This is a genomic window from Allobosea sp. 05L423, from assembly GCF_056397745.1.
In genome coordinates, this window is the sequence record NZ_JBFTOA010000003.1 from 623,181 (window position 1) to 649,313 (window position 26,133).

Genomic DNA, 26,133 nt, shown 5'->3' on the forward strand with positions numbered 1-26,133 from the left:
GAAGCCGGCGGCGTTTTTTTAGGTCGTTTTCCGGAAGGCTCAGGCCGCGTCGAGACCGTAGAGCGAGTGCAGCGTGCGCACCGCGAGCTCGGTATAGGCCGCATCGATCAGCACCGAGAACTTGATCTCGGAAGTGGTGATGGCGCGGATGTTGATGCCCTTCTCGGCGAGTGCGCGGAAGGCGCGGGCGGCGACGCCGGCGTGAGAGCGCATCCCGACGCCGATCGCGGAGATCTTCACGACGTCGGCCGCGCCCTGGATCTCCTGATAGGCGATCACGTCGTGCTTGCTCTCGAGCAGCGTCTTGGCGCGCTCGTAATCGGCGGTCGGCACGGTGAAGGTGATGTCGGTCGTCGCCTGGTCGTCCGAGACGACCTGGATGATCATGTCGACATTGATGTTGGCGTCGGCGAGCGGGCCGAAGATCGCCGCGGCGACGCCGGGCTTGTCGGCCACGCGCCGGAGCGTGATCTGGGCTTCGTCCCGGGAGAAGGCGATGCCGGTGACGATCTGCTGTTCCACGATGTCGTCCTCGTCGCAGATGAGGGTGCCAGGATTGGGGTTTTCGGGGTCGTCGAAGGAGGAGCGCACATAGGTCGGGACGCGATGGACCATCGCGATCTCGACCGAGCGCACCTGCAGCACCTTGGAGCCGAGCGAGGCCATTTCGAGCATTTCCTCGAAGGAGACCTTGTCCATGCGCTTGGCCTTCGGCACCACGCGCGGATCGGTGGTGTAGACGCCGTCGACATCGGTGTAGATGTCGCAGCGATCGGCCTTCAGGCCGGCGGCGAGCGCAACCGCGCTGGTGTCGGAGCCGCCACGGCCGAGCGTGACGATGCGGCGGCTCTCGGCATGCACGCCCTGGAAGCCGGAGCAGACCGCAACCTCGCGGTTGCGGTCGAAGCCGGCGATGATGCCGGCGCCGTCGACATCGACGATGCGGGCCGAACCATGCGCGTCCGAGCCGTAGATCGGGATCTGCCAGCCCTGCCAGGAGCGGGCCGGAATGCCCATTTCCTTGAGCACGATCGCCATCAGGCCGGAGGTGACCTGCTCGCCCGAGGCGACGACGGTGTCGTACTCCGCCTGGTCGTAGAGCTGTGCCGCTTCCTTGCACCAGCCGACGAGTTCGTTGGTCTTCCCCGACATCGCCGAGACGACGATCGCGACCTCGTTGCCCGCTTCGAACTCACGTTTGACGTGGCGCGCCGCGTTCTTGATGCGCTCGATATTGGCGACAGAGGTGCCGCCGAATTTCATCACCAGACGGGCCATGACGGTCTTTGGGCTCTCGATAGCTGTCCCCGGCCGAAGATGCCGGGTCGAAACGTCGCCCTCGCACTGGCGGCGGGGCGGGTGTAGATGACGGTCGGCAGGCGCGGTGTCAATGTGGCATCGCATAAAGGAAGGATCGGTTCATGGCGGCTGCGGCTGAGCGGACAGGCTCGACGATCGATCCGGCCGAAGTCGCGCGTTTCGATGCGATCGCGCGCGAGTGGTGGGATCCGAAGGGGCCCATGGCCGTCCTGCACAAGTTCAACCCGGTGCGCCTCGCCTATGTCCGCGACGAAGCCTGCGCGCATTTCGGGCGTGATCCCAAGCAGATGCGGGCGCTTGCCGGCCTGAGCCTGGTCGATATTGGCTGCGGCGGCGGCGTGCTGTCGGAGCCGCTGGCTCGGCTCGGCGCGGAGGTGACCGGGCTCGACCCGGCGCCGACCAATGTCAGCGTCGCGCGCGCCCATGCCGAGAAGAGCGGCCTGGCCATCGACTATCGCGAGGAGACGATCGAGTCGGTCGTCGCGTCCGGCAAGCGCTTCGACATCGTGCTGGCGATGGAGGTCGTCGAGCATGTCGCCGATGTCGAGGCCTTCGTCGCGGCCTGCTGCGCGGCGGTGAAGCCCGACGGTCTGCTCATCATGGCGACGATCAATCGCACGCTGAAATCCTATGCGCTCGCCATTGTCGGCGCCGAATATGTGCTGCGCTGGCTGCCGAAGGGCACGCATGACTGGGAGAAGTTCGTGACACCGGGCGAACTCGGCGGCGCCATCGAAGGCAACGGCTTCACGCTTGGAACGCAGACCGGTGTGGTCTTCAATCCGCTGACCGGTCGCTGGAGCGCGGCTCGCGACATGGATGTGAACTACATGCTCGCCGCCAGCCGCGGCGGCGCGGTCTAGCTTTCGCTCTCCGGCTCGGCGAGCGTCCCGTTTGCCGCCGCCAGCCGCTGAATGAGATCGGCCGGCAGCGCTTCCGCCACGCGCTGCTGCACCGCCTGCCAGGCCGGCAGCGCCGCCTGGAGCCGCCTGGCTCCCTCTTCCGTCAGCCAGACCGAGCGGCGGCGCAGATCCTTTTCGACCGCTGCGATCTCGATGAGGCCGTCGCGCTCCAAGGCTCGCAGATTCCGCGAAAGCGTGGAGGGATCGAGTCCCGCCTGCTCGGCGAGCGCTGCCATCCGGTCGTCTTCATTCGTTGCGATCACGGCCATCAGGCCGAGCTGTGCGACGCTCAGCCCGTTATCCCTGAGCGCTTCGTCGTAGATTTGCGTAACCCGTCGCGCTGCCTGCCGAATGGTCACCCCGGCGCAGCTCGCAGCGAGCCTGCGCACCTCCTCACGAAATCCGCGTTGTCGCTGCATGGCGAATCTCAATTTACATGTAGATGCAATGATTGCATATACATGTAATGTGGGATTTCGAGGATTTCGCGATGCCGACGCCGCCTGCCGACATTCTGAGCCGCATCGGGGGCACCGCCTTGCTGCCCCTGCGCCGCATCGTTCCCCCGGACGGTGCTCGGCTACTGCTGAAGCTCGAAAGCGAGAACCCGACAGGCTCGATGAAGGACCGCATGGCGCTCGCCATGATCGAGGCGGCCGAAGCCGATGGGCGGCTCCGGCCGGGCGGCAGCGTCGTCGAATACACCGGCGGGAGCACGGGCGTTTCGCTCGCACAGGTCTGCGCGGCGAAGGGTTACCGGTTGCACATCGTGACGTCCGACGCCTTCGCACGCGAAAAGCTCAGCCATATGCGCTTGCTCGGCGCGGAACTGACGATCATCCCGAGCGAGTCCGGCCGTATGACCGAGAAGCTGACGCGGGAAATGATCGAGGCCGCCCGGATCATTGCGGCGGAGACTGGCGCCTTCTGGACCGATCAGATGCGCAACATCGACCAGTTCGCCGCTTATGACCGGTTCGCCGACGAAATCTGGGAGCAGACCGGCGGCCGGATCGACGGCTTCGTGCAGAGCGTTGGCACGGCGGCCTCGCTGCGCGGAACCGGGGAGGCTCTGCGTCGCCTTGCCCCGTCCATCGCGCTTGTCGCGATCGAGCCGGCGGAATCGGCGGTGCTATCGGGCGGGCCCACCGGCGCCCATAAGATCGACGGCATCGGCGCCGGCTATGTGGTGCCGCTCTGGCGGACCGACCTCGTCGATGCGATCGAGGCCGTCTCGACGGACGAGGCGAGGGCAATGGCTCTGCGGCTGGCGCGGGAGGAGGGTCTGTTCGCTGGCACCTCGACCGGCGGCAACGTCGTCGCGGCGCTGCGCCTGGCGAAGCGGCTCGGGCCGGGCGCGACCATCGTCTCCGTCATGTGCGACACCGGCATGAAGTATCTGAACAGCTTCGCCGCGGCGCTGCCGGATTGATGCTTACGGCCTGAACACGGCAGCAGCGACAAGCAGGACGAGGCCCGATGCGAGTGCGATCGCTGCCCGCAGGGCATTGGGATCCATGCGCGTCGGGAACCCGAAGCGATGCCACAGCCAGGCGCCGGCAAAGCCGCCGACAAGGATCAGCCCGGCGTTGAACAGCGCGCCGAAGCCGGCATTTCCGAGCAGCAAGTCGGAAATCCAACCGAACAGGAGCACGGTGAGGACGATCATCGTGACGATGAGGATGACGGAAAGCAGCGGCAGATCAGGCAGGCCGACCATCATTAGCAGACTGCGCATGGGTTCCTCTCCTGGCCGCGCCGCACCGAAGATCGCCTGGAAGGGTGAAGAAAGCGCAAGCGCCCTGGCAGGCCGGCGTCGGGGGAGAATTTTGCGCCGCAGTGTAATTCCTTAGATCAATGGCGCAGCGCAGCATATGGTGCATGATCGGCATCCACATCCGCTGGACCCGCCCAGGCTCGGTCAAGGACGGATGAGAGCAGGGAGGACGACCATGTCGCAATCGCAGGCCGCCGTGAAGCCGCTCAAGGATCTCTACGAGCTCGACGAATTGCCGCCGCTCGGCCATGTCCCCGAAAGGATGTACGCCTGGGCCATACGGCGCGAACGCCACGGGCCGCCGCAGGAGAGCTTCCAGGTCGAGGTCGTGCCAACCTGGACGATCGGCGAAGAGGAGGTCCTGCTCCTCGTGATGGCCGGCGGCGTCAACTACAACGGCATCTGGGCTGGCCTCGGCCAGCCGATCTCGCCCTTCGACGTTCATAAGGCGCCGTTCCACGTCGCCGGCTCGGACTGCGCCGGCATCGTCTGGGCCGTTGGCTCCAAGGTGAAGCGCTGGAAGGTCGGCGACGAGGTCATCGTCCACTGCAACCAGGACGATGGCGACGATGAGGAGTGCAATGGCGGCGACCCGATGTTCTCGCCCTCCCAGCGCATCTGGGGCTACGAGACGCCGGACGGCTCCTTCGCCCAGTTCTGCCGGGTGCAGTCGCGCCAGCTCATGCAGAAGCCGCGGCACCTCGCCTGGGAGGAGGCCGCCTGCTACACGCTGACGCTGGCCACCGCCTATCGCATGCTCTTCGGCCACGCTCCGCACGCCATCAAACCCGGCGACAACGTCCTCGTCTGGGGCGCCTCAGGCGGTCTCGGCGTTTTCGGCGTGCAGCTCTGCGCGGCGTCGGGCGCCAACGCGATCGGCGTGATCTCGGACGAGACCAAGCGCGACTATGTACTGGGCCTCGGCGCCAAGGGCGTGATCAACCGCAAGGACTTCAACTGCTGGGGCCAGATGCCCAAGGTCAATTCGCCCGAATACGCCGAATGGACCAAGGAGGCGCGCAAGTTCGGCAAGGCGATCTGGGACATCACCGGCAAGAAGGATGTCGACATCGTCTTCGAGCATCCGGGCGAGGCGACCTTCCCGGTCTCCTGCCTCGTCGCCAAGCGCGGCGGCATGGTTGTGTTCTGCGCCGGCACCTCCGGCTTCAACATCACCTTCGACGCCCGCTATGTCTGGATGCGGCAGAAGCGCGTCCAGGGCTCGCATTTCGCTCATCTCAAGCAGGCGAGTGCGGCCAACCAGTTCGTGATCGACCGCCGCATCGACCCCTGCATGTCCGAGGTCTTCCCCTGGGACAAGATCCCGCTCGCTCACCACAAGATGTGGAAGAACGAGCACGCGCCAGGCAACATGTCCGTACTGGTTTACGCGCCGCGCACGGGCTTGCGCACCTATGAGGACGTGGCGGAGGCGCTGGGAGGATAGCGTGGCCGCATATCTGGTTGCAAAACGAGATCGGTTTCACTAGAGACTGCTTGCGAAAAGCAAGCGGTCTGGAGGAAGCCATGGCGATGACCCTATATGCCCATCCGTTCTCATCCTACAGCCAGAAGGTACTGATCGCGCTTTATGAGAACGGAACGCCCTTTACCTATCGGGTGCTCGGACCGGATGATCCGGCGGCGGGGGCGGAATGGGTTGGCCTGTGGCCGTTGAAGCGCTTCCCCGTTCTCGTCGATCGCGGAGAGACGCTCGTCGAGTCCAGTGTCATCATCGAGCATCTCGCCCTCCGTCATCCGGGCCCCGTCCGGCTTTTGCCGGATGATCCCAAGGCCGCGCTCGCGGCGCGGATGATGGATCGCTTCTTCGACAACTACGTGATGACGCCGATGCAGAAGATCGTCCTCGATCACCTGCGGCCGGCCGGGGAGCGCGATCCCTACGGCGTTGCGCAGGCGCGCGAGCAGCTTGACGACGCCTATCGCTGGCTCGACGGGGCGATGGCCGAGCGCGAATGGGCTTGCGGCGAGGATTTCACCCTGGCCGATTGCGCGGCGGCACCGGCGCTATTCTATGCCGACTGGGTCCACGAGATCGACACTGCCTTCGGCCATGTCCGCGCCTATCGCGCCCGCCTCCTGGCCCGGCCCTCGTTCGCGCAGGCGGTCGACGAGGCCAGGCCCTACCGCAAGCTCTTCCCGCCGGGCGCTCCGGACCGGGACTGACAGACGGTCCCGGCATGGCCTGGCGGCGCTGACGGCCTGTCGCGACCGGCGGAACCGGGCTAGAGACGGCTGTTTCCGATTGCCTTGCGGGTTCCCATGCCGCCCCTGCTTTTGCGCGCGATGCCGCTGCTCTTCACCTTCCTGTGGTCGACAGGCTGGGTGGTGGCTGGCTATTCGGCCCGCTATGCCGACGCCCTGACTTTCCTTGTCGTTCGCTTCGCCACCGCCGCAGCTCTCCTGACCGCGATCGCGCTCACCACCAGCGCGCCCTGGCCACGCGGGCGGCGCGCGGTGCTGGACATCGCCATCACAGGCATCCTGCTGCACGGCATCTATCTCGCCGGCGTCTGGTGGGCGGTCCGCCACGGCCTGCCGGCGGCCATCTCCGGGTTGATCGCGGGATTGCAGCCGATCCTGACGGCGCTGTTTGCACCGGTCCTGGTGGGAGAGCGGATCTCCGGCATGCGCTGGCTCGGCATCGCCTGCGGGTTCCTCGGCATCGCGCTGGTGCTGCAGCCGCAGCTCGCCGGAGTCGAGCCGGTCGCTCTCTGGGGTGTGCTCGCGCCGATGCTGATCAATGTCGGCGGCATGTTCGCGGTGACGTTCGGCTCCTTCTATCAGAAGGCGCGGATCGTCTCCGGCGACCTGCGCACGATGACCGCGATCCAGTACACCGCGGCAGCGCTGATCGTGATGCCCTTCGCCTTCCTGTTCGAGCCGATGCGGATCGAATGGAACCTGACCATGCTGCTGGTCCTCGCCTGGTCGGTGATCGTGCTCTCGATCGGCAGCATCTGGCTCTATCTGTTCATGATCCGCCGCGGTGAGGTCTCGCGCATCGCGACCTTCCTCTATCTCGTGCCGGCGTTGGTCGCGGTCGAGGCCTGGATGCTCTTCGGCGAGACGCTGACCCCGCTCCAGATCGGCGGCATGGCGGTCACCGTCCTGGGCGTTGCGCTCGCCAGCCGGAAATAGGCAGCGGTCATATCGGCCGCCTCCGCAAAAAGGAGGATTTCGGTTTCGCTGGAACTCCTCTTATGCTGCGTCGCAACAAAGGGAGGCCGAAACCATGAGCGCAAATACCGCCGTCAAATCTGAGAATCAGGCCGATGCGGTCGCGCTGATCGCCGCTGCCCTGCCGGGCTTCGAGGCGCTGTTCGCGGATGCTGTCGCCGCAGTGCGGCAGAAGGTGCTCGTCGACGGCCGGGTTTCGTCGGCACGGCTCGAGGCGGAGCAGCACGCCGCCCATGGCCTGTCCTGGCTCGCGACCTATGTCACGGCGCTGCGGGAGCTCAAGGCCTATGGCGAGCGCCTGCAGGCTGAAGCGCGCTACGGCGCCATCGAGGACTATGCGCTGCGGATCGGCGCCGGCGAATACGCCGCTCAGATCTTCGGTGGCATCCCGATGAGCCAGGGCGAGATCGTGCGCCTGTCGGCGCTCGGCCTCTCGCAGAAGGCTGTTTCGGCCGCCCGCTCGGTTGCGGCGGAGGCGCTGATCGCCGAGGGCAACACGCCGGAGAACCGCGCCCGCTTCGTTGCGCTGTTCAGCCAGAGCGACGGCTCCGCCAGCGTCGGCGATCCCGGCCTCGACGAGACGCTGGAGGCGATCCGCTCCGAGATGCGCCGCTTCTGCGCCGCCGAGGTCACGCCCCATGCCCATGAATGGCATCTCGCCAACGAATACATCCCGCTGCCCGTCGTCGAGCAGATGGCCGAGCTCGGCGTCTTCGGCCTGACCATCCCCGAGGAGTTCGGCGGCATGGGGCTGTCGAAGGTCTCGATGTGCGTCGTCTCCGAAGAATTGTCGCGCGGCTATATCGGTGTCGGCTCGCTCGGCACCCGTTCGGAGATCGCGGCCGAACTCATCCTCTGCGGTGGCACGTCCGAGCAGAAGGAGAAGTGGCTGCCGAAGATCGCCTCCGGCGAAGTTCTGCCGACGGCTGTTTTCACCGAGCCCAACACCGGCTCCGATCTCGCTTCGCTGCGCACCAAGGCGGTGCGGGAAGGCGAGGGGGCGGAGGCCGTCTGGAAGGTCTACGGCAACAAGACCTGGATCACCCATCCCGTCCGCGCCGACATCATGACGCTGCTCGTCCGCACCGATCCGTCGGAGCCCGGCTACAAGGGCCTCTCGATGCTGATCGCCGAGAAGCGGCGCGGGACCGATGAAGACCCGTTCCCCGTCGCGGGCCTCACCGGCGGCGAGATCGAAGTGCTCGGCTATCGCGGCATGAAGGAATACGAGCTCGCCTTCGACGGCTTCGCGGTCAAGGGTGAGAATCTGCTCGGCGGCGTGCCGGGGCAAGGCTTCAAGCAACTCATGCAGACCTTCGAGGCGGCGCGCATCCAGACCGCAGCGCGCGCCATCGGCGTCGCGCAGTCGGCCTTTGATCTCGGGTTGCGCTACGCCCAGGAACGCATCCAGTTCGGCAAGCCGCTGATCGCCTTCCCGCGTGTCGCCGACAAGCTCGCCATGATGGCGGCCGAGATCCTGATCGCGCGCCAGCTCACCTATTTCGCCGCCCGCGAAAAGGATGCCGAGCGGCGTTGCGATCTCGAGGCTGGCATGGCCAAGCTACTTGGCGCCCGCGTTGCCTGGGCGGCGGCCGACAACGCGCTCCAGATCCATGGCGGCAACGGCTTCGCGCTGGAATATCCGGTGAGCCGCGTGCTCTGCGACGCCCGCATCCTCAATATCTTCGAGGGCGCTGCCGAGATTCAGGCGCAGGTGATCGCGCGCCGGCTCGTGGAGGAATAGGCCACGCCCAAGCCGCGGGCGGACATCCAGTCGGGCCGTACCGTGATAATTTCGACAAGATGTGCCTGCTCGGTTGATGCGCCGGCCGATGGAGGCCGGACTGAATCGGGAGTCATCATGTCGAACCGCCTTGCCTTCGCTCTGGCCGGAACCGTGCTTGTCGGCGCCGCCGCATGGCTCTCCGCCCCTGCGATGGCTCAGCAGAATCCCGCCGGCCAGCAGCCGCCGCGCATCAGCGTGACCGGAGAGGGCGAGGTTGGCGTTGCGCCGGACATGGCGATCCTCAATCTGACCGTGCTGCGCGAGGGCGAGACCGCGCGCGCCGCGCTCACCGCCAGCAGCGATGCGATGAAGCAGGTGCTGGCGGCGCTCAAGGAGGCGGGTATCGCGGAGCGCGACCTGCAGACCTCGGGCCTGAGCATTCAGCCGCGCTTTGCCCAGCCCGGCAAGGAGCGCAATGTCGAGCCGAAAATCACAGGCTACACCGTCAGCAATGGCCTGACCGTTCGGGTCCGCAAGCTGGCGGATGCGGGCGCTATCCTCGACAAGGCTGTGACGCTGGGCGTCAACCAGGGCGGCGGCATCGTCTTCGTAAAGGACGATCTCAAGCCGACGCTGACCGAGGCGCGCAAGCTCGCGGTCGCCGACGCCATCGCGCGGGCCAAGACGCTTGCCGAGGCGGCCGACATCAAGCTCGGCCGGATCCTGACGATCGAGGAGCAGTCGAGCCTGCCGCGTCCGATGCCCTATGGCGGGCCGATGAAGATGGCGGCGAGCGACGCCTTCGTGCCGCTGGCGGCCGGAGAGAACAGCTATCGCACGCAGGTCAACGTGGTCTTCGAGATCGCGAACTGATCCGCGCCAACTGGCCTGGCATGTCGCCCGCGGGGTGCCGGGCCTCCTTGCCGGCCGGCTGTGGCAGGCTGGCGACAATGACGCCGCACAGGACGACAAGGCCCGGCAGAAGCAGATCCATCGGCGGCAGCTCGGCCAGCATCAGATAGGCCGCCAGCGCGATCAGCGGCACGCGGAGCGTATCTGCGCTGCACAGTTGAAGCGGCGTGCCATGGCGCGAGGCATTGGCCAGCGCCGCCTGCGAGACGAAGCCGCCGACGATCAGCGCCAGCACCGCCCCGCCGATCACCGCCAGCTCCGGCGCGGGGAAGGCGAGCCGATAGGGCTGGGGGGGCGGTGACCACTGCTCCGGTACGAAGAACCAGAGCAGCAGGTAGAGCGGCAACTGTATCGCATGCATCAGGAACACGATCGACAAGGTGCTGCGGCGCGCGGCGAGGCCCGCCAGCATCAGGTTGGTGGTGGTCAGGACGGCGACGGCTGCGAGCGCGATTGCGATGTCGCTGTTGGGAACGGCGTTCAGCTTCAGCACAAGTAGCCCGACGCCGATCGCGAGAAGCGCCAGGCCAAGCGCGGGGACGACACCTGGCCTCCGGCGCAGCGTCAGGAACACCAGCACCCCCGCGAAGAGCGGGCCGGTGAACTCGACGGTGGTGACGAGCGCCAGCGGCAGGTGTGACAGGCTCCAGATCAGCGCCAGCGAACCAGCCAGGTGCAGCACGCTGCGGATGATGTCGTCGCGCGGCTGCGAAGGCAGGAAGCCACGGCGCTGTCCGCTGCCGCTCGCCCAGGCAACCGCACCGGCGATGGCGAGGCTGCCGATCGAGCGCAGCAGGCCGATTTCGATGATGGTGAGATAGCCCGCGAGAAGGCGGATCGAGACGGCGATGGCGAGGTAGGAGGCCAGATAGGCGCTTATCCACCCGAAGAACGCCGGAAACTTTCGGCCTGGCCGGTCCAGGGAATGCCCAGCAGCATGCGCTCCAGGATGGCCATCCGCATCGGTACCGAAAGCTGAACCTGGCGGAAATAGCCTGCGTTCGGAAGGCTGTCGCATGAGCTGTCGAGCTCCGAGAAGCGCGGAAGGGGGTTGAGGATCAGGGTGTCAGAGCGGGCGTCCAGGATCTTGCGGGCATTGAGGGTGAAGAGCTCGCTTTCCTTTTCCTTGTCGACGGCCTCGGTGCCGAGCGAGGCATGAGCGAATTTGCTCATGTCCTGCATCTGGATGCTGAGAACGTCGTGGTCGAGCGTGTGGCGGATGTCGTGGACGATGCCGACGGCGGTGCCGACGTCGGCCAGCACGGTCATCGCCTCGCGCATCACCGGATTGATCGGCACATCGGGCAGGCAGCACAGGGTGAAGCGTTTCGGCGGGCAGACCCGGAGCATCTTGACGAAGGAGACGGCGAAACGCGCCCGCGTATCGCTCGACAGGGCAATGCTGAGCGTCTCGACCGCGCCGCGCATCTGCCGGATCGAAAAGATATCGACCAGAGCCTGGCTCGGATGCTCGTCGGCGCCGTTGCCGGCATTGATGACGGGCAGGTAGCTCAGCCGCCCGACGCGATAGGGCATGTCCTCCAGATGCGAACGGACCACGAGCAGGTCGCTGTAGAGCTCGACGGTCCGGATGTGGTCCTCGATGGATTCACCCGTGCTGTTGCCGATGCGGCTGCGGTCCGTGTCGTAGGCGTCGATCGACTGGTGGCCGAGCCGGGCCGCCGCCGCCTGGAAGCCGAGCCGCGTGCGCGTGCTGCGCTGGTCGAACAGGGTGGCGATGACCTTCGGGCGTCGGCGCGGCGCCGGCGGCTGATCCGGGAAGGGAAGTCCGGCCTTCTCCATCTCTTCCTCGCGCAGATGCCGCTCGGCGCGTTCGATGATGTCGTCGAGGTCGAAACGCGAAACGGCATCGGCACTCAGCAGATCCTTCCCGCTCGGATAGTTCGGGCGCTGCATCCAAGGCCTCCGGCTCGCGCGGACGTCTGCGACCGGAGCGTTTCAGGCAACCTGGCTGAAGCGAACCGACTTGCGCCAGCCGGAGCGTGAGCGCGCTGCCCTCGTCCGTCCCGTCGCTACACGAGTACCGATCATGGGCAGCAATTCCTCCGCTGTCATCGGCCGAGCGAAAACAAACCCCTGAATGCCATGGACGGCGTATTTTTTGATGATATCGAGCTGCTCCCGCGTTTCGACGCCCTCGACGATCAAGCGTAATTCCAGGTCATGGGCGAGCTGGGTGATGACGTTCATCAGCGAATCGGCCTTTCGCGAGGTGCCGATTTCCTGCGTGAACGCCTGGTCGATCTTGATCGTATCGATCGGCAGATGCGCCAGATAGCTCAGCGAGGAATAGCCGGTGCCGAAATCGTCGAGCGCGATCCGAACGCCGAGCTTCCGCAGCGCGACCAGCCGGGAGACGACGTGCTCGGGGTCGTGGATCAGCGAACTCTCGGTGATCTCGATCGTGAGCCGTGCCGGCTCGATGCCGCTCATCCGGATCAGCGCCTCGACCGTGCCGACGAGATCGTGGCCGCTGTCGAACTGACGTGCCGAGACATTGACGCTGACGCCGACGCTGCGCGGCCATGACAGCGCCGTCCGTATCGCCTCCCCGAGCGCCCAGGAGCCGAGCACCGTGATGAGGCCCGTCCGCTCGGCCAGAGGAATGAAGATCTCGGGGGTTACCGTGCCGCGACGAGGATGATTCCAGCGCAGGAGAGCCTCGACGAGTGTCGCCGAGCCTGAGCGCGGATTGTAGATCGGCTGGAAATTCAGCTCGAACTCGCCGCGCCGCAGCCCTTCCCGCAGCTCCGTTTCGAGCGCCAGACTGTCTTCACGCTCGTCCCGAATGGCGGCGGTATACGTGACGAAGCGGTTCCTGCCGTCGAGCTTGGCGCGGTAGAGTGCGATGTCGACGCATTTCAGCGCCTCCTCGATCGAGGGCGCGCAACCGGCCGGCGCGATACCCATGCTGGCCGTTGCCGTGACGTGTCGCCCGCTGATGAAGCGCTGGCTCGCGAGCAGCATGACGAGCCGGGCCGCCAGCGCCGTCGCGCCATCGGCGCTGCGCGTGGTCGCGACCATGAATTCGTCGCCGCCGGTGCGGGCTGCGATGTCGCTGGGTCCGAGTTCCGCAAACAGCGTTTCGCTCACCGCCTTCAGCAGCGCGTCGCCGACATCGTGGCCGAGGCTGTCGTTGATGCCCTTGAAGCGATCGATATCGATCGAGATCAGCGTCACGGGACAACCGGAGGCCGCCAAGGTGCGGATCTCGCGCATGAAACCTCGGCGATTGTAGAGGCTGGTGATCGTGTCGTTGACGGCGAGATGCTCCAGCTCGCGCGTCGAGCGCAGCCGGGCGAGGAAGATCCGATGGATCACTTGCGCGCTGGAGAATGTCAGGACGGCGGTCAGCGCCACCGACAGTGCGATGACGAGATAGGCGGGGTCCTTCGTCCAGAGCAGGGCCAGCGTGAACGGCGTCGCCACCGCGAGAACCTGCACGCGCGTGATCACCGGTCGCGAGCTGTTGCGCCCGGATATGCCGGCGAGGTAGCCGATCGTCTGGGCAACCGCGAGCACTGCGACGGGTTCGTGGGTGTAGCGCAGGACCGCATAGCCGCCGAACGCCGCGATCAATGCGGCCGTCGACCAGGCACCAGCCATTGCGAGCTTCTCGAGGCGGTCGATATCGCCGACGCTGGCGGATGCGAGATGGATGGACTTGTAGTGATGGTGCGAGACGTGGCGGAAGCAGCCGATCGCAACCATCGTGGCGGCCATCGCGTAGAAAACGGCATCGTTGCCGGTCAAAAACCCGGCCGCGATCATGACCGCCGTGACGGTCACGGTGCCGATGAGAATCGTGCCTGGTGTCGCGTAAAGCGCTGCCACCAGTTCGGATTTCATCGCGATGTCGTTTTCATGAACATCAACGATCATGAGGAGCGCCCTGTCATCAGGTCCAAATGACCCAACGAACACTCCATTCTCGATAAAAACCTGTTAAGGAACGGTGTGTGATTTCTGAGGATTCGCCGATAATTTGTGCAAATTCCGCTTAATATTCAGGCTTTTGCTTCAAGTCGGTACTTCATGAAACCTTCTGCATTCTCGCCTGCGGGCTCGGCCTTCAGGCTCGCCGGCAGTTTGCCGGCCGCCGCCGGTGATGTCGTGAATGTGACGTTGACGCCTGCTGGCAGCGGCGCCAGCGACCAGTTGCCGTCCGCCTTCGGCTCGATCGCCTTTTTCCCGACGATGTGACGGACAATGACATCGCGGTTGAGGTCCGGTGCCTCCAGCACGATCGTCGTCCGCGTGCCCGGGAAATTGCCGCCGCCCGAGGCGCGGTAATTATTGGTGACGATGAGGAAGATGGCTTGCTCGTCGATCGGCTGCCCGGCGAAGGCGAGGTCGAGGATGCGGCGCGCATTCGGCGCGACGAGCTTGCCGTCATTGTCGTAGCGTGAGGGCTGTGTGACGTCGATCCGATAGCTGACGCCATCGATGACGTCGAAGTTGAAAGCCGGGAAGCCGGGATTGATCAGCGGCTGTTCCTCGGCCTTCGCCGGATCGACGCGGTTGAAGATTCCGGCCGAGCGCTCCAGCCACTCCCGAACCTCTGCCCCGGTGACTTTCACGATCTGCACGGTATTCGGATAGAGGTAGATGTCGGCGATGTTCTTCAGCGCCAGCGGTCCGGCCGGGATGTCGGTGTAGAAGGACGGGCCGGCGCGTCCGCCCGATTTGAACGGAGCCGCCGCCGAGAGAATCGGCAGATCCTTCCAGCGCGTCTGGGCCATCAGCGGCTTGGCATAGGCGATCTGCGCCTCGGCGACGATCTGGATCGAAGGGTCGTCTGTCACCAGGGCGAAATAGGAATTGATCGGCGATGCCGTGTTGCCGACCGGCTCGCGCATATAGGCGAGCGTCGCCTCGTGGTCGGCCTTGACGGTCGCCAGGATCGCCGGCTCGGCCGCGGCCTTGGGCACGATCTTGCGATCCGGCGTGCGCTCGTAGATCGGCTTCGCTTCGACCTTGAAGTCTGCGACCCTCCAGCGCTCCCCGCGCTTTTCCAGCTCGAGATCGACGATGCCGAGATGCGAGCCCCAGAAGCCCGGCTGGCAGGCGGGCTTGCCGTTGAGCGCGCCCTTGACGTTGTCGACGCCCGGAATGCCGTCGAAGGCCTTGCCGCCCGGAAAGACCAGATGCTGGTGCCCGGTCAGGATGACGTCGATGCCCTCGATCTTTGAAAGGTGGAGCGCCGCGTTCTCCTCCATGCCGCGCCGCTCGCCTCCGGCGATGCCGGAATGGCAGAGGGCGATGACGAGATCGGGCTGGGCGTCGAGAAGGTCGGACAGGTGCCTTTCGGCCGCATCGACGACGTCCGTCGCGGCGAGCTTGCCGTCGATGTTCGCCTTGTCCCATTGCATGATCTGCGGCGGCACGAAGCCGATCACGCCGATCTGCAGCACATGCCGGTTGCCGGCCTCATCCTCGAAGCTTTGCTCGAACAAGCGCCAGGCATCGACCAGCGCGCCGCCGCCGACGCGCTCGACATTGGCGCAGACCAGCGGGAACTCGGCCTTGGCCACGCCGTGATCGAGGAACTCCAGCCCATAGTTGAACTCATGGTTGCCGAGCGTGCCGCAGAGATAGGGCAGGGCGTTCATCGCGGCGAGCATCGGATGGGTCTCGCCGGCCTTCAGCCCCTTCTTGTAGGCGATGTAGTCTCCGAGCGAGGAGCCTTGCAGGAAATCTCCGTTGTCGAAGAGCAGGCTGTTCTTCGCCTCGGCCTGCGCCACCTTGATCAGGCTGGCGGTCTTGGCGAGGCCGACTGTGTCGTCAGGCCCGTCGCGGAAATAGTCGTAAGGCACGACATTGACGTGGAGATCGGTGGTTTCGAGCACTCGCAGCTTGAGCCGCGCGGGCGTCTGGGCGGCTGCGGGCAGGGCGGCGCTCGCGATAATCGCGGCTCCGGCTTTCAGCGTCTCGCGCCGGTTGAGATGATGACCTCGCGCTCGACGACCCTGTGCCATGTCCTGCTCCCGCTTCGCGCAACGGAGGAGGACGGTAGCATTGCGGCAAGCCCATGACAGGGGAAAGATGCAGGCCCGCCGCTGTTTCGGAACATGATGAATGAGGCCCGCCATGATCCTGATCGGCCAGTACGACTCGCCTTTCGTGCGCCGCGTCGGCATCGCGCTGGCGCTCTATGGCCTCGCCTTCGAGCATCGGCCCTGGTCCGTCTTCGGAGAAGGCGACCGGGTCCGCGCCTTCAATCCGCTGATGCGGGTGCCCACGCTGGTGCTCGACGACGGCGAGGTCCTGTTCGACAGCGTCAGCATCATCGACTGCCTCGATGAACTGGCCGGGGAGGACCGCGCTCTTTGCCCGCGCGCCGGTCCGAGGCGTCGCCACATTCTGGCTGTCGTCGCGCTCGCCATGGGCGCAGCCGAGAAGGCCGTCAGCTTGTTCTACGAGTTGCGGCTTCACGAGGAAGTCTCGGCCGTCTGGGCGGATCGTTGCCGCTGCCAGATCATCTCGGCGCTCGCTGCACTCGAGCGCGACCGCGCAGGCCGGACTTCTCCCTATTGGTTCGGCGGTTCGATGAGCCATGCCGACATCGCCGTCGCGGTCTCGCTGCGCTTCATCAGGGAGGCGCATCCGGGTTTTGTCGATGAGGCGGATGTACCGGCGTTGGGAGCGCATGCTGCGGCGCTCGAAGCATTGCCGGTGTTTCGCGAGGTTTCCCAGTCCTTTGCCCCGCCCGCTTGAAAGCGGCGGGTCAGATGGCGCTCGCTGTGACGGCGCCCGCGAATTCCGCGCGCAACGCCGCATCGTGCTCGCCGAGCGCCGGAACTGGTCGCATCGCGACGCGCTTGCCGTCGATCAGGACCGGCGGTGCCAGCATTTCGACCGGACCGTTCGGCGTCGGCACCGGCACCGGCGTGGCCGCCGGATGCGCGATCAGGCCGCCCACGGTCGAAACCGTGCCATAGGCGATTGCATGCCGGTCGAGCGCGGCGGAGACGTCCGCGAAGCGGCGCCGGCCGAGGCGGGTCTGCACCTCGCCGTCGAGCGCGGCGCGAGACCCGGCCCGGAGGACGTTGGAAGCATAGCGCGGATCGCTCGCAAGCTCAGGGCTCTCCAGCACGTCGCGGGCGAAAACGAGCCATTCCCGCTCGCTCTGGATCGAGATCAGCACCTCGCCGTCAAGGAGCTTGAACACGCCGTAAGGCGCGATCGAGGGGTGGGCGAGGCCGATGCGGAGCGGCTCGATCCCGCCATGCCGGCGGGTGATGTAGGGCACGTTCATCAGCTCCGCCAGCGTGTCGAAGAGCGACAGCGCGATCGCGGAACCCTCGCCGGTGCGGGCCCGCCGCAGCAGCGCCTCCAGGATGGCGGCATAGGCTGCCTGACCCGTGGCGATGTCGGCGATCGAGATGCCGATGCGCGAAGGGCCGGAATCGGCCGTGCCGGTGATCCCCGCGAGCCCGGACTCGGCCTGGATCAGGAGGTCGTAGGCCTTGCGCCGCTCATGCTGCGTGCCCGGCGCATAGCCTGAGATGTCGCAGGTGATCAGCCGTGGGTGACGCTGGCGGAGCGTGGCGCTGCCGAGGCCGAGCCGGTCGGCGGCACCCGGAGCGAGATTCTGGATGAAGATGTCGGCGGAGGCGATCATCGCCTCGACCAGCGCCAGATCCTCTGGCCGTCGCAGGTCGACGCGGCAGGATTCCTTGCCCCGGTTGATCCAGACGAAATAGGAGGATTGCCCCTTGGCGAAGCCGTCATAGCCGCGCGCGAAATCGCCCTCGGGCCGTTCGAGCTTGATCACGCGCGCCCCGGCATCCGCGAGCTTGCAGGTCGCGATGGGCGCGGCCACGGCCTGCTCCAGCGCGACCACAACGATTCCCTCGAGTGCCTGCGTCATTGCCGAACCAGACTCCATCCTTCGATTGCGCCGTGAGGAGACCGGCGCCTCGCGGCCCTGTCAAATCGGCCATCGCCGGCCGGCCCTGCGCCGGTTGCGGGGTGCCTCGGCCTGCCGCCGACTTGCGCCGGAGGCCGCCAACCGGCAGCTTGCGCCCGATTCCGCCGGGGCGGCGCCTTCGGCCAGAGCGATCGGGAACGAACATGAATCAACATTTCATCAATGGCCGCTATGTCGCTGGCCAGACGGGCGAAACCATCGCGAAGCTCAACCCGGCCACCGGCGAGGAATTCGCCCGCATCGCCTGTGGCAACGCCGCCGACATCGACGCCGCCGTCTTGGCCGCTCGGGCCGCCTTCGACGGTGCCTGGGGCAAGCTCACCGCAGCCGAGCGCGGGCGCCTGATCTCGAAGCTCGCGCTCAAGGTGCAGGATCACTTTGACGAACTCGCCGGGCTGGAAGCCCGCGACACCGGCAAGCCCATGAGCCAGGCCCGCGCCGATATCGACGCCACCATCCGCTATTTCGAGTTCTATGGCGGCGCGGCCGACAAGGTGCACGGCCACGTCATCCCCTTCCTGAACGGCTACAGCGTCAGCGTCATTCACGAGCCGCACGGCGTCACCGGCCATATCCTGCCCTGGAACTATCCGGCGCAGATGATCGGCCGCTCGCTCACCGCCTCGCTCGCCATGGGCAATGCCGTGGTGCTCAAGCCGGCGGAGGACGCCTGCGCGACCGCCTTCCGCCTCGCCGAGCTCGCTAGCGAGGTCGGCTTCCCCGATGGCGCGATCAACATCGTTGCCGGCCGCGGCCATGAGGCGGGCGCTGCGCTCTCCTCGCATCACGGCATCGGCTTCATGTCCTTCACCGGCTCGCCCGAGGTCGGCAAGATGGTGCAGCACGCCTGCGCGGAGCATCTCATCCCCTGCACGCTGGAACTGGGCGGCAAGTCCCCCCAGATCGTCTTCGAGGACGCCGATCTCGACGCGCTGGTGCCGATTGCCTGCAAGGCGATCGTCCAGAACACCGGGCAGACCTGCTCGGCCGGCAGCCGCCTGCTGGTGCAGAAGTCGATCTATGACGACGTCGTCTCTGCCGTCGCCAAGCAGTTCTCGAAGCTGCAGGCCGGCACGCCGGAGATGGACCTCGATTGCGGCCCGGTGATCAACGCCAAGCAGCGCGGCCGCGTCCAGAGCTTCATCGACCAGAGCCGCGAGGCCGGCATTCCGGTGATCGCGCAGGGGCAGATCGCGCAGGGCGTGCCGAATGGCGGCTTCTACGTCCAGCCGACGCTGTTCGGCCCCGTGCCGCGCGGCAACCGGCTGGAGCAGGACGAAGTCTTCGGCCCCGTCCTCGCCGCCTTCCCCTTCGACGACGAGGAGGATGCGATCAAAGCCGCCAACGGCACGGATTACGGCCTCGTCGCGGCGGTCTGGACCAAGGATGGCGGGCGCCAGCAGCGCGTCTCGAAGCGCGTCCGCGCCGGCCAGGTCTTCATCAACGGCTATGGTGCCGGCGGCGGGATCGAATTGCCCTTCGGCGGCACCGGCAAGAGCGGCCATGGTCGCGAGAAGGGCTTCATCGCGCTCGAGGAATTCGCGGTGACCAAGACCATCGTGCACAAGCACGGCTGAGGGAGTTCCACTCCTCACTGCATGTCATCCCGGACAAGCCGCCCCTGGCGGCGCCGATCCGGGATCCATGCCTGAACCTTCCTCGGAAGCGCTCAGGCATGGATCCCGGAGCTTTCTCCGCTCGCCCGGGATGACCGGCCTGGAGGAGGTGTTCTACTCAGCTGCAGACGGCTTCGGCCAGTTCGCCGTCACGCCGGGCTGCACCGGCCGTTCCAGATAGGTCGAGAGAACGACATAGCTCCGTGTCGCCTTGACACCGGGCGTGTCGTAGAGCCGCCCGAGCAACCCTTCGAGCGCGTGGGTGCTCTCGGTCCTGACCTTCAGCAGCATGCAGGTGTCGCCGGCGACGGAATGGATTTCCTCCACCTCCGGATGCTCGCGGATCGCCATCAGGGCGGGCGTCTTGCCCCAGCCGGTGGTGTCGACATGCACGAAGGCGAGCAGGGTCTTGCCGGTCGCCGCCGGCTCGATCAGCGCTGCGACCTGCCGGATCGCGCCCGATTGCTTCAGCCGCTTGATCCGCTCGTGAGCGGCCGGGGGCGAAAGCCCGACGCGCTCGCCGATGCGGGCATAGCTCTCCGTCGCATCCTCGACCAGAACGGCTAACAGCTTTCGGTCCATCGCATCGAGCGAGCGCTCCGTGGCGCGTTCGCGCCGAACGCCATCTGTTTTTTTATCCATCGCTCTGAATCCAATTGAACACGAATGATGTTCGGCCATTCTGACCTTATGCCGAATTTCAATCAACGCTCTTCTGGTGCAGCTTTGCCGACGGCTCGGATCCCGGCCGCGGCTTATGCGCTGTGTGTCTGCATCGCTGTCATCGGCTCGAATTCGCTCGTGCTCGGGCCGATCGCGCCGCAGGTGGCGGAGAGTTTCGGTCGCGAGACACCTGCCGTGATGACCGCCTCCGGCGCGTTCGGTATCGGCACCGCGCTTGCCGCCATCCTGCTGGGACGCCTGATCGACCGCTTCGGCGCGGGGCTGACGTTGCGCGTGGCGCTCGGCCTCTTCACCCTCGCGCTGGCTGCCAGCGCCGCCGCGCCGGCCGTGCCGATGCTGGTCGGCGCCCAGTTCGCGGCGGGTCTCGCCGCGGGCGTCGCGCTGCCGTCGATCTACACGCTCGCGGCGGCGGTCGCGCCGGCCGGGCGCGAGAGCGACACGATCGGCATCGTGCTCTCAGGCTGGACGCTGAGCATGGTCGCGGGCGTCTCGCTGTCGGCGGTGATGGCCGATAGCGTCGGCTGGCGCTTCGTTTATGCGTTCGCCGCCGCTGCCGGTGCACTCGCGCTTCTGGTCGCACAGGCGATGAAGCTGCAGGGTTTGCCTGCCTCGGCCAAGACGTCCTCTCCGCTCGCGGCACTGCGCGTGCCCGGCGTGGTGCCGCTGCTGATCGCCTGCGCCGGCTTCATGGCGTCCTTCTACGGCGTCTACGCCTATATCGGCGACCATCTGCATCGCACGCTCGGTCTCTCGCTCAGCGCCAACGGCCTGCTCGCGCTGACCTATGGCCTCGGCTTCGGCGCGGCTGCTTTCCTCGACGGGCTGATCGACCGCTTCGATGCCGGGCGCTTCCTGCCGGCGATGTTCCTGGCGGTGGGGTGCGTCTATCTCGGCATCGGCGCGGCGAGCGGCAGCTATGTGTCGATGCTGGCAGCGGTCTTCCTCTGGGGCCTCGCCAACCATTTCGCGCTGAACGTGCTGATCATGCGCCTCGGCGCCCTCGATCCCGCTCGTCGCGGCGCCGTGATGGGCCTCAACAGCGGCGTGACCTATCTTGCGCTCTTCATCGGCACGGCCTCGTTCGGCTCGCTCTACACGGCGGCTGGTTTCGCCACCCTGCCGGTCGCGGCGGCGGGCCTGATGCTGCTGGCAGCGATCTCGGCCAGCCTGGCCCGACCCAACGCCGCGCGCCGCGTCACATCCTGACGATGTGCCGGATCGTCCGGCCCTCGTTCAGCGCATCGAAGCCCTCGTTGATCTCGTCGAGGCTGCCCGAACTGGTCCAGAGCTTGTCCACCGCCAGCCGCCCGCGCTGGTAGAGCTCGATGAAGCGCGGGATGTCGCGCGAGGGCACGCATGAGCCCACGTAAGATCCCTTCAGCGTCCGCTCCTCCGTGACCAGCCTCACCGGCGAGAGCGAGAGCGTATGGGCTGGGTTGGCGAGGCCGGCCGTCGTCGTCGTGCCGCCGCGTTTGGTAATCTGGTAGGCGAGGTCGAGCGCCTTGACGGAGCCCGCCATTTCCAGCCCGTGATCGACGCCGCCCTTCGTCGCCTGCTTGATCGTCTCGATGACGTCCGGAGCTGCGGCATTGAACGCATCGGTCGCGCCCAGCGCCAGCGCGAGATCGAGCTTGTCCTGCGCGAGATCGACGGCGACGACGCGCGAGGCGCCGCAGGCGATGGCGCCGAGCAGGGCCGAAAGCCCAACGCCGCCGAGCCCGACCACCGCGACCGTCTCGCCGGCCTTGATCCGCGCCGTGTTCACGGCCGCGCCGACCCCGGTCAGCACCGCGCAGCCGAACAGGGCGGCGATCTCATGCGGGATATCGGCCTCGACCTTGACCAGCGAGCGGCGCGAGATCACCGCATGCTCGGCAAAGGCGGAGACGCCGATATGGTGATGCACCGGTTGCCCATGGACCGAGAGCCTGCGACCGCCGCCCAGCATCTCACCACGCCCGTTGGCGGCGTTGCCGGGCTCGCACAGGGCGGGGCGCCCCTCGGCGCAGGGTGCGCAATGCCCGCAGGAGGGCACGAACACCATCACCACCCGGTCGCCGGGCTTGAGATCGTCTACGTCTTCGCCGGTCTCGACGACCTCTCCTGCCGCCTCATGGCCGAGCACCATCGGCACGGGGCGAGGGCGGTTGCCGTCGATGACCGAGAGATCGGAATGGCACAGGCCCGCGGCGCGGACCCTGACCAGCACCTCGTCGCGGCCGGGCGGGGCGAGGTCGAGCTCTTCGATCCGCAGCGGGCGGCTTTGCGCATACGGAGCCGCAACCGGGCTCGCGTTCAGGACGGCGGCGCGAATCTTCATGGGCGCAGGCTCCGGTCTCGTGATCAGGCCCTATCCCGACAGGAGAGGGCAGCGCTGTCAAAGGCGAGCCTCCTCCCCGTCATTGCGAGGAGCGAAAGCGACGAAGCAATCCAGGTGACTGGGTCAAACGGTTCAACCCGGTCTCCCTGGATTGCTTCGCTGCGCTCGCAATGACGGGGAGGGTGTTCGGGCGCGGCTCAGGCCACTTCGCTCAATGTGCCGCCGAGGAAGAGCTGGCCGATGCGCGGGTCGGCCAGGATCTCCGCGGCCGGCCCCTGCATGCGCGTGCGGCCGAGTTCGAGCACCAGCCCCTCGTCGGAGATTTCCAGCGCCGAGCGGGCGTTCTGCTCGACCATCAGGATCGAGACGCCCTTGGCGCGCAGGTCCTTCAGGATGCCGAAGGTCTCCTGCACCATCAGTGGCGAGAGGCCGATCGAGGGCTCGTCGATCAGCACGAGCTTGGGGTCGAGCAGCAGGCCGCGCACGATCTCGAGCTGCTTCTGCTCGCCGCCCGACAGCGTCGAGGCCTGCGCGTCGGCCTTGCGCCTGAGAGCCGGGAAGCGGTCGAGCGCCGCCTCCAGCCGCCGCGGCATGTCGGTGATGCCGGATCCGGCGGCGACGGCGCCGAGCTCGATATTGTGACGCACCGAAAGCTCCGGGAAGATGTTGCGGCCCTGCGGGACATAGCAGATGCCGGCTTCGAGGAGCTTCCGCTGGTTCCAGCCGGTGATGTCGCGCCCGTCGAAGCGGATGCGGCCTTCGCGCAGCTTAAGCAGGCCGAAGATCGCCTTGAACACGGTCGATTTGCCGGCGCCGTTCGGCCCGATGACGGTGGTGATGGCGCCGCGCTTCACCGCAAAGCTGGTGCCGTTCAGGATGGTCATGGCGCCATAGCCGCCGACCACGCCGTCGAGTTCGAGGATGGGGGTGGTCATTCCTTGTCGCCCTCTTCCGCGTCATTCTCGGGCGAAGCGCAGCGCAGACCCGAGAATCTCTTGCAGGAGATGCCCGGGTCAAGCCCGAGCATGACGTTCCCTAGTGCCCCAGATAGGCTTCGATCACGGCCGGGTTGGCGCGGATTTCGGCCGGCGTGCCCTCGGCCAGCATCTTGCCTTCGGCCAGCACGATCACGCGCGAGCACAGGCTCATCACGAAGTCCATGTTGTGCTCGATCACCACGAAGGTCGCGCCCTGTTCGGCGTTGATGGCGCGCAGCCGCTCCTTCAGGTCGCCCAGCATGGTCAAGTTGACGCCGCCCGCCGGCTCGTCGAGCAGCACGAGGCGCGGCCCGGCCATGAAGGCCATCGCCGCGTCGAGCAGCTTCTGCTGGCCATAGGAGAGCCCGCCGGCCTTGGCCTCGGCGAGATGGCCGAGCTTGAAGAAGCCGATCATCTGTTCGGCCTTTTCCGACAGCCCCGCATCGCGCGCGCCGAAGAGGCGGCCGAGCATGGAGCCCTGATGCTCCTGCCCGGCGAGGATCAGGTTCTCGCGCACCGACAGTTCGGGAAAGACCTGCAGGAGCTGGAAGGTGCGGCTGACGCCGAGGCGGTTGAGCGCGGAGGGGCGCATATTGGTGACATCCAGCCCGTCGAGCTTCACCGCGCCTTGCGTCGGTTCGAGCTGGCCGAGAATGCAGTTGAACAGGGTCGACTTGCCGCAGCCATTCGGCCCGATGATGCCGAGGATCTCGCCCTCCTTCACCGAAAAGGAGACGCCATCGACGGCCTTGATGCCACCGAAGGCCTTGTGCAGGTCGTGGACTTCGAGGACCGGATTCATGGCGCCCCTCCCGTCTTGCGCCGCATTGCCGCCCAGCCGCGCTCGAGGAGACCGCTGACGCCCTGCGGGCAGACGATCAGCAGCGCCAGAACGATCGTCGCGAAGATGATGAGGTAGAGCGAGCCGGCGAAGCGCAGCCACTCCGGCAGCACGACGCCGAGCAGCGCGCCGACGAAGGGCCCGAAGAGATAGCCCGCGCCGCCCGCCACCACCATCAGCAGCAGGAACAGGCTCTGCGACAGCGAGAACGGGGAGGGGTCGATGAACTCGACCAGCGGTGCATAGAGCGAACCGGCAAAGCCGCCATAGGCCGAGCCGATCGCGAAGGCGAGGAGCGTGTAGGCCCGGGTATCGACGCCGAGGCTCGCGGCCCGGACCGGGTTCTCACGCAGCGCCGTGAAGGCGCGGCCCCAGGGGCTGCGGATCAGCCACCAGAGCGCCAGTGACAGGATCAGCGTGACGACGACGACGAAGCGGTGGAATTCCAGCGCGCCGAACAGCTTGATGCCGAAGAACTCGGGCCGGTTGATGTTGGAGATGCCGAAGACGCCGCCGGTCAGCCATTGCTCGTTGCGCAGCACGAGCCAGATCAACGTCGAGAAGGCGAGTGTCACGAAGGCGAGGTAATGCGTGCKGACACGCAGCGCCGGGAAGCCGAGCAGGATGCCCACAGTGAAGGTCAACAGGCCCGAGAGGCCGAAGGCCGCGTACCAGCTCACCCCGTATTTCGTCGTCAGGATCGCGGTGGCATAGGCGCCGAGCCCCATGAACGCGGCCTGTGCCAGCGAGCTCTGGCCGGCATAGCCGAGCGTCAGGTTGAGCCCCATCACGCCGATGCTCATCACCAGCCAGAGCGAGAGCACATAGGTGCCGTAGCGGCCCATGCCAACCGGCGCGAACCAGAGGATGACGGCACCGAGGACGAGTGCGATCAGCGCAGCGTCGATCCGGCGGGCGGGGCGGCGCGGCGAAGCGGCGGAGGTTTGCAGGGCAGGGGCGCTCATATGCGGCGCTCCTCCTTGCGGCCCATCAGTCCCTCCGGCTTGATCAGGATGATGGCGACCAGCAGCACCAGCGGCACGGCCAGGCGATACTGCGACGAGACATAAGCCGCGGCGAGCGAGTCCGCGACGCCGATCAGGAGGCCGCCGACGAGCGCGCCGCGCACCTGGTTGAAGCCGCCGACGATGGCGGCAATGAAGGCGAAGAGGCCGATGGTCTCGCCGTTCGAGAACTTCGCCAGATAGATCGGCGAGATCAGCAGCGAGGCGACGACGGCGAGCGCGGCGTTGAGCAGGAAGGTGAGCAGCACCATCCGCTCCACAGGGATCCCGAGGATGCGCGCAACCGTCGGGTTCTGCGCCGTCGCCTGCATCTGCCGGCCGAGTTTGGTGCCGCCGACGAACCATTGCAGCAGGCCGATGGCCGCGAAGGCGACGACGATGATGGCGACATGCTGCAGCGAGATCGATGCGCCCAGCAGGTTGATCATGTCCGTCGGCACAAGCGACGGGAAGCTCTGCGCTTCCGCCGAGAAGCCGTCCTTGGCGCCTTCCTTCATGATGATCGACAGCGCCATGGTGGCGATGGCGAGCGGCAGCACACCGTGCTTGATCATCGGGTCGACGACGACGAGCTTGAAGCCGGCGCCGAAGATCAGCAGGAAGACCGCGATGCCGATCAGGCCGCCGGCCCAGAGCGGCAGGCCGAAGAGCTTGACCGCGAGCAGGATCAGCACGGCCGGCAGCATGACGAATTCGCCCTGCGCGAAGTTGATCGTCTGCGAGGTCTGCCAGACCAGCGTGAAGCCGATCGCGGCGAGCGCGTAGATCGCACCCGTGGCGATGCCGGCGATGAGATAGGCGACGAATTCGGCCATGGCTGATTTTATCTCGGGCAACTGGCGTCACGGCCGGGCTTGACCCGGCCATTTCGGAAACCA

23 protein-coding genes are annotated in these 26,133 nt (G+C 66.6%); 10 read left to right on the top strand and 13 right to left on the bottom strand.

The features are described from left to right. Positions 1-39: 39 nt before the first annotated feature. The gene (locus AC1DNE_RS11160) at positions 40-1,278 is read right to left on the bottom strand and encodes an aspartate kinase (RefSeq protein ID WP_441468429.1); all 1,239 of its coding nucleotides are present in this window, start codon (positions 1,276-1,278) and stop codon (positions 40-42) included. A gap of 143 nt (positions 1,279-1,421) precedes the next feature. On the opposite strand from AC1DNE_RS11160, the gene ubiG reads away from it, so the two are divergent. Continuing rightward, the gene (ubiG, locus tag AC1DNE_RS11165) at positions 1,422-2,183 is read left to right on the top strand and encodes a bifunctional 2-polyprenyl-6-hydroxyphenol methylase/3-demethylubiquinol 3-O-methyltransferase UbiG (protein WP_441468428.1); all 762 of its coding nucleotides are present in this window, start codon (positions 1,422-1,424) and stop codon (positions 2,181-2,183) included. Here ubiG and AC1DNE_RS11170 read toward each other — a convergent pair. Continuing rightward, on the bottom strand, positions 2,180-2,641 hold the full coding sequence (locus tag AC1DNE_RS11170; protein WP_476766088.1) for a MarR family winged helix-turn-helix transcriptional regulator: 462 nt from the start codon (positions 2,639-2,641) through the stop codon (positions 2,180-2,182). The two genes, ubiG and AC1DNE_RS11170, sit on opposite strands and share 4 nt — an antisense overlap. Positions 2,642-2,712: 71 nt before the next feature. Here AC1DNE_RS11170 and AC1DNE_RS11175 point away from each other — a divergent pair, with 71 nt between their 5' ends. Further along, positions 2,713-3,654 (top strand): PLP-dependent cysteine synthase family protein, encoded by a 942-nt coding sequence (locus tag AC1DNE_RS11175; RefSeq protein ID WP_476766087.1) that lies wholly within the window; start codon positions 2,713-2,715, stop codon positions 3,652-3,654. A 3-nt stretch (positions 3,655-3,657) separates the two neighbouring features. Here AC1DNE_RS11175 and AC1DNE_RS11180 read toward each other — a convergent pair whose 3' ends face one another. Next, entirely contained in the window at positions 3,658-3,960 is a 303-nt protein-coding gene (locus AC1DNE_RS11180; RefSeq protein ID WP_476766086.1) for a hypothetical protein, read from the bottom strand. A 214-nt stretch (positions 3,961-4,174) separates the two neighbouring features. On the opposite strand from AC1DNE_RS11180, the gene ccrA reads away from it, so the two are divergent. The 5 genes from ccrA to AC1DNE_RS11205 all read left to right on the top strand — a co-directional run bounded on the left by ccrA (position 4,175) and on the right by AC1DNE_RS11205 (position 9,799). Then, positions 4,175-5,446, top strand: a complete 1,272-nt coding sequence (gene ccrA, locus AC1DNE_RS11185) for a crotonyl-CoA carboxylase/reductase (protein ID WP_441468424.1) — start codon at positions 4,175-4,177, stop codon at positions 5,444-5,446. An 80-nt stretch (positions 5,447-5,526) separates the two neighbouring features. Then, entirely contained in the window at positions 5,527-6,186 is a 660-nt protein-coding gene (locus tag AC1DNE_RS11190) for a glutathione S-transferase family protein (protein ID WP_441468423.1), read from the top strand. A gap of 96 nt (positions 6,187-6,282) precedes the next feature. Next, the gene (locus AC1DNE_RS11195) at positions 6,283-7,161 is read left to right on the top strand and encodes a DMT family transporter (protein WP_441468422.1); all 879 of its coding nucleotides are present in this window, start codon (positions 6,283-6,285) and stop codon (positions 7,159-7,161) included. 94 nt (positions 7,162-7,255) lie between these two features. Continuing rightward, positions 7,256-8,944, top strand: a complete 1,689-nt coding sequence (locus tag AC1DNE_RS11200) for an acyl-CoA dehydrogenase family protein (protein ID WP_441468421.1) — start codon at positions 7,256-7,258, stop codon at positions 8,942-8,944. A gap of 117 nt (positions 8,945-9,061) precedes the next feature. Further along, positions 9,062-9,799 carry an SIMPL domain-containing protein gene (locus tag AC1DNE_RS11205; RefSeq protein ID WP_441468420.1) on the top strand — a complete coding sequence of 246 codons (738 nt, stop codon included), beginning with the start codon at positions 9,062-9,064 and terminating at the stop codon, positions 9,797-9,799. A 915-nt stretch (positions 9,800-10,714) separates the two neighbouring features. Here AC1DNE_RS11205 and AC1DNE_RS11210 read toward each other — a convergent pair. From AC1DNE_RS11210 to AC1DNE_RS11220, 3 genes are all read right to left on the bottom strand, one after another. Continuing rightward, positions 10,715-11,755 (bottom strand): aspartate carbamoyltransferase, encoded by a 1,041-nt coding sequence (locus AC1DNE_RS11210; protein ID WP_441468419.1) that lies wholly within the window; start codon positions 11,753-11,755, stop codon positions 10,715-10,717. A 42-nt stretch (positions 11,756-11,797) separates the two neighbouring features. Next, positions 11,798-13,741 (bottom strand): putative bifunctional diguanylate cyclase/phosphodiesterase, encoded by a 1,944-nt coding sequence (locus tag AC1DNE_RS11215; protein ID WP_441468418.1) that lies wholly within the window; start codon positions 13,739-13,741, stop codon positions 11,798-11,800. A gap of 125 nt (positions 13,742-13,866) precedes the next feature. After that, the gene (locus AC1DNE_RS11220; protein WP_441468417.1) at positions 13,867-15,837 is read right to left on the bottom strand and encodes a bifunctional 2',3'-cyclic-nucleotide 2'-phosphodiesterase/3'-nucleotidase; all 1,971 of its coding nucleotides are present in this window, start codon (positions 15,835-15,837) and stop codon (positions 13,867-13,869) included. Positions 15,838-15,949: 112 nt separating this feature from the next. On the opposite strand from AC1DNE_RS11220, the gene AC1DNE_RS11225 reads away from it, so the two are divergent. Then, positions 15,950-16,576 (top strand): glutathione S-transferase family protein, encoded by a 627-nt coding sequence (locus tag AC1DNE_RS11225; protein ID WP_441468952.1) that lies wholly within the window; start codon positions 15,950-15,952, stop codon positions 16,574-16,576. Positions 16,577-16,586: 10 nt separating this feature from the next. Here AC1DNE_RS11225 and AC1DNE_RS11230 read toward each other — a convergent pair whose 3' ends face one another. Next, the gene (locus AC1DNE_RS11230; protein WP_441468416.1) at positions 16,587-17,732 is read right to left on the bottom strand and encodes a CaiB/BaiF CoA transferase family protein; all 1,146 of its coding nucleotides are present in this window, start codon (positions 17,730-17,732) and stop codon (positions 16,587-16,589) included. A gap of 203 nt (positions 17,733-17,935) precedes the next feature. Between AC1DNE_RS11230 and AC1DNE_RS11235 the strand changes: the two genes are divergently transcribed. After that, on the top strand, positions 17,936-19,369 hold the full coding sequence (locus AC1DNE_RS11235; RefSeq protein ID WP_441468415.1) for an aldehyde dehydrogenase family protein: 1,434 nt from the start codon (positions 17,936-17,938) through the stop codon (positions 19,367-19,369). Positions 19,370-19,522: 153 nt separating this feature from the next. Here the strand turns inward: AC1DNE_RS11235 and AC1DNE_RS11240 are convergent, their stop codons facing one another. Beyond that, positions 19,523-20,050 carry an Lrp/AsnC family transcriptional regulator gene (locus AC1DNE_RS11240; RefSeq protein WP_441468414.1) on the bottom strand — a complete coding sequence of 176 codons (528 nt, stop codon included), beginning with the start codon at positions 20,048-20,050 and terminating at the stop codon, positions 19,523-19,525. A 48-nt stretch (positions 20,051-20,098) separates the two neighbouring features. Between AC1DNE_RS11240 and AC1DNE_RS11245 the strand changes: the two genes are divergently transcribed. Continuing rightward, positions 20,099-21,298 (top strand): MFS transporter, encoded by a 1,200-nt coding sequence (locus tag AC1DNE_RS11245; protein WP_441468413.1) that lies wholly within the window; start codon positions 20,099-20,101, stop codon positions 21,296-21,298. On the opposite strand, the gene AC1DNE_RS11250 is transcribed toward AC1DNE_RS11245, so the two are convergent. The 5 genes from AC1DNE_RS11250 to AC1DNE_RS11270 all read right to left on the bottom strand — a co-directional run bounded on the left by AC1DNE_RS11250 (position 21,288) and on the right by AC1DNE_RS11270 (position 26,070). Next, a complete protein-coding gene (locus AC1DNE_RS11250; RefSeq protein WP_476766084.1) occupies positions 21,288-22,412 on the bottom strand; it encodes a zinc-dependent alcohol dehydrogenase family protein in 1,125 nt (374 codons plus the stop codon). The genes AC1DNE_RS11245 and AC1DNE_RS11250 overlap by 11 nt on opposite strands. 197 nt (positions 22,413-22,609) lie before the next feature. Then, positions 22,610-23,347, bottom strand: a complete 738-nt coding sequence (locus AC1DNE_RS11255; protein ID WP_441468411.1) for an ABC transporter ATP-binding protein — start codon at positions 23,345-23,347, stop codon at positions 22,610-22,612. Between the two features lie 100 nt (positions 23,348-23,447). Continuing rightward, complete coding sequence (locus AC1DNE_RS11260; protein WP_441468410.1) at positions 23,448-24,191, bottom strand: ABC transporter ATP-binding protein; 744 nt, start codon at positions 24,189-24,191, stop codon at positions 23,448-23,450. Next, complete coding sequence (locus AC1DNE_RS11265; RefSeq protein ID WP_476841047.1) at positions 24,188-25,195, bottom strand: branched-chain amino acid ABC transporter permease; 1,008 nt, start codon at positions 25,193-25,195, stop codon at positions 24,188-24,190. The genes AC1DNE_RS11260 and AC1DNE_RS11265 overlap by 4 nt, the downstream gene beginning before the upstream one ends. Next, on the bottom strand, positions 25,192-26,070 hold the full coding sequence (locus AC1DNE_RS11270) for a branched-chain amino acid ABC transporter permease (RefSeq protein WP_441468408.1): 879 nt from the start codon (positions 26,068-26,070) through the stop codon (positions 25,192-25,194). Before AC1DNE_RS11270 ends, AC1DNE_RS11265 begins: the two co-directional genes overlap by 4 nt. Positions 26,071-26,133: the final 63 nt, after the last annotated feature.

Excerpts from the sequence above, each read along its gene's own strand:
- AC1DNE_RS11160 (WP_441468429.1), bottom strand. The coding sequence starts at position 1,278 with ATGGCCCGTCTGGTGATGAAATTCGGCGGCACCTCTGTCGCCAATATC.
- ubiG (WP_441468428.1), top strand. The coding sequence starts at position 1,422 with ATGGCGGCTGCGGCTGAGCGGACAGGCTCGACGATCGATCCGGCCGAA.
- AC1DNE_RS11170 (WP_476766088.1), bottom strand. The coding sequence starts at position 2,641 with ATGCAGCGACAACGCGGATTTCGTGAGGAGGTGCGCAGGCTCGCTGCG.
- AC1DNE_RS11175 (WP_476766087.1), top strand. The coding sequence starts at position 2,713 with ATGCCGACGCCGCCTGCCGACATTCTGAGCCGCATCGGGGGCACCGCC.
- AC1DNE_RS11180 (WP_476766086.1), bottom strand. The coding sequence starts at position 3,960 with ATGCGCAGTCTGCTAATGATGGTCGGCCTGCCTGATCTGCCGCTGCTT.
- ccrA (WP_441468424.1), top strand. The coding sequence starts at position 4,175 with ATGTCGCAATCGCAGGCCGCCGTGAAGCCGCTCAAGGATCTCTACGAG.
- AC1DNE_RS11190 (WP_441468423.1), top strand. The coding sequence starts at position 5,527 with ATGGCGATGACCCTATATGCCCATCCGTTCTCATCCTACAGCCAGAAG.
- AC1DNE_RS11195 (WP_441468422.1), top strand. The coding sequence starts at position 6,283 with ATGCCGCCCCTGCTTTTGCGCGCGATGCCGCTGCTCTTCACCTTCCTG.
- AC1DNE_RS11200 (WP_441468421.1), top strand. The coding sequence starts at position 7,256 with ATGAGCGCAAATACCGCCGTCAAATCTGAGAATCAGGCCGATGCGGTC.
- AC1DNE_RS11205 (WP_441468420.1), top strand. The coding sequence starts at position 9,062 with ATGTCGAACCGCCTTGCCTTCGCTCTGGCCGGAACCGTGCTTGTCGGC.
- AC1DNE_RS11210 (WP_441468419.1), bottom strand. The coding sequence starts at position 11,755 with ATGCAGCGCCCGAACTATCCGAGCGGGAAGGATCTGCTGAGTGCCGAT.
- AC1DNE_RS11215 (WP_441468418.1), bottom strand. The coding sequence starts at position 13,741 with ATGATCGTTGATGTTCATGAAAACGACATCGCGATGAAATCCGAACTG.
- AC1DNE_RS11220 (WP_441468417.1), bottom strand. The coding sequence starts at position 15,837 with ATGGCACAGGGTCGTCGAGCGCGAGGTCATCATCTCAACCGGCGCGAG.
- AC1DNE_RS11225 (WP_441468952.1), top strand. The coding sequence starts at position 15,950 with ATGATCCTGATCGGCCAGTACGACTCGCCTTTCGTGCGCCGCGTCGGC.
- AC1DNE_RS11230 (WP_441468416.1), bottom strand. The coding sequence starts at position 17,732 with ATGACGCAGGCACTCGAGGGAATCGTTGTGGTCGCGCTGGAGCAGGCC.
- AC1DNE_RS11235 (WP_441468415.1), top strand. The coding sequence starts at position 17,936 with ATGAATCAACATTTCATCAATGGCCGCTATGTCGCTGGCCAGACGGGC.
- AC1DNE_RS11240 (WP_441468414.1), bottom strand. The coding sequence starts at position 20,050 with ATGGATAAAAAAACAGATGGCGTTCGGCGCGAACGCGCCACGGAGCGC.
- AC1DNE_RS11245 (WP_441468413.1), top strand. The coding sequence starts at position 20,099 with ATGCCGAATTTCAATCAACGCTCTTCTGGTGCAGCTTTGCCGACGGCT.
- AC1DNE_RS11250 (WP_476766084.1), bottom strand. The coding sequence starts at position 22,412 with ATGAAGATTCGCGCCGCCGTCCTGAACGCGAGCCCGGTTGCGGCTCCG.
- AC1DNE_RS11255 (WP_441468411.1), bottom strand. The coding sequence starts at position 23,347 with ATGACCACCCCCATCCTCGAACTCGACGGCGTGGTCGGCGGCTATGGC.
- AC1DNE_RS11260 (WP_441468410.1), bottom strand. The coding sequence starts at position 24,191 with ATGAATCCGGTCCTCGAAGTCCACGACCTGCACAAGGCCTTCGGTGGC.
- AC1DNE_RS11270 (WP_441468408.1), bottom strand. The coding sequence starts at position 26,070 with ATGGCCGAATTCGTCGCCTATCTCATCGCCGGCATCGCCACGGGTGCG.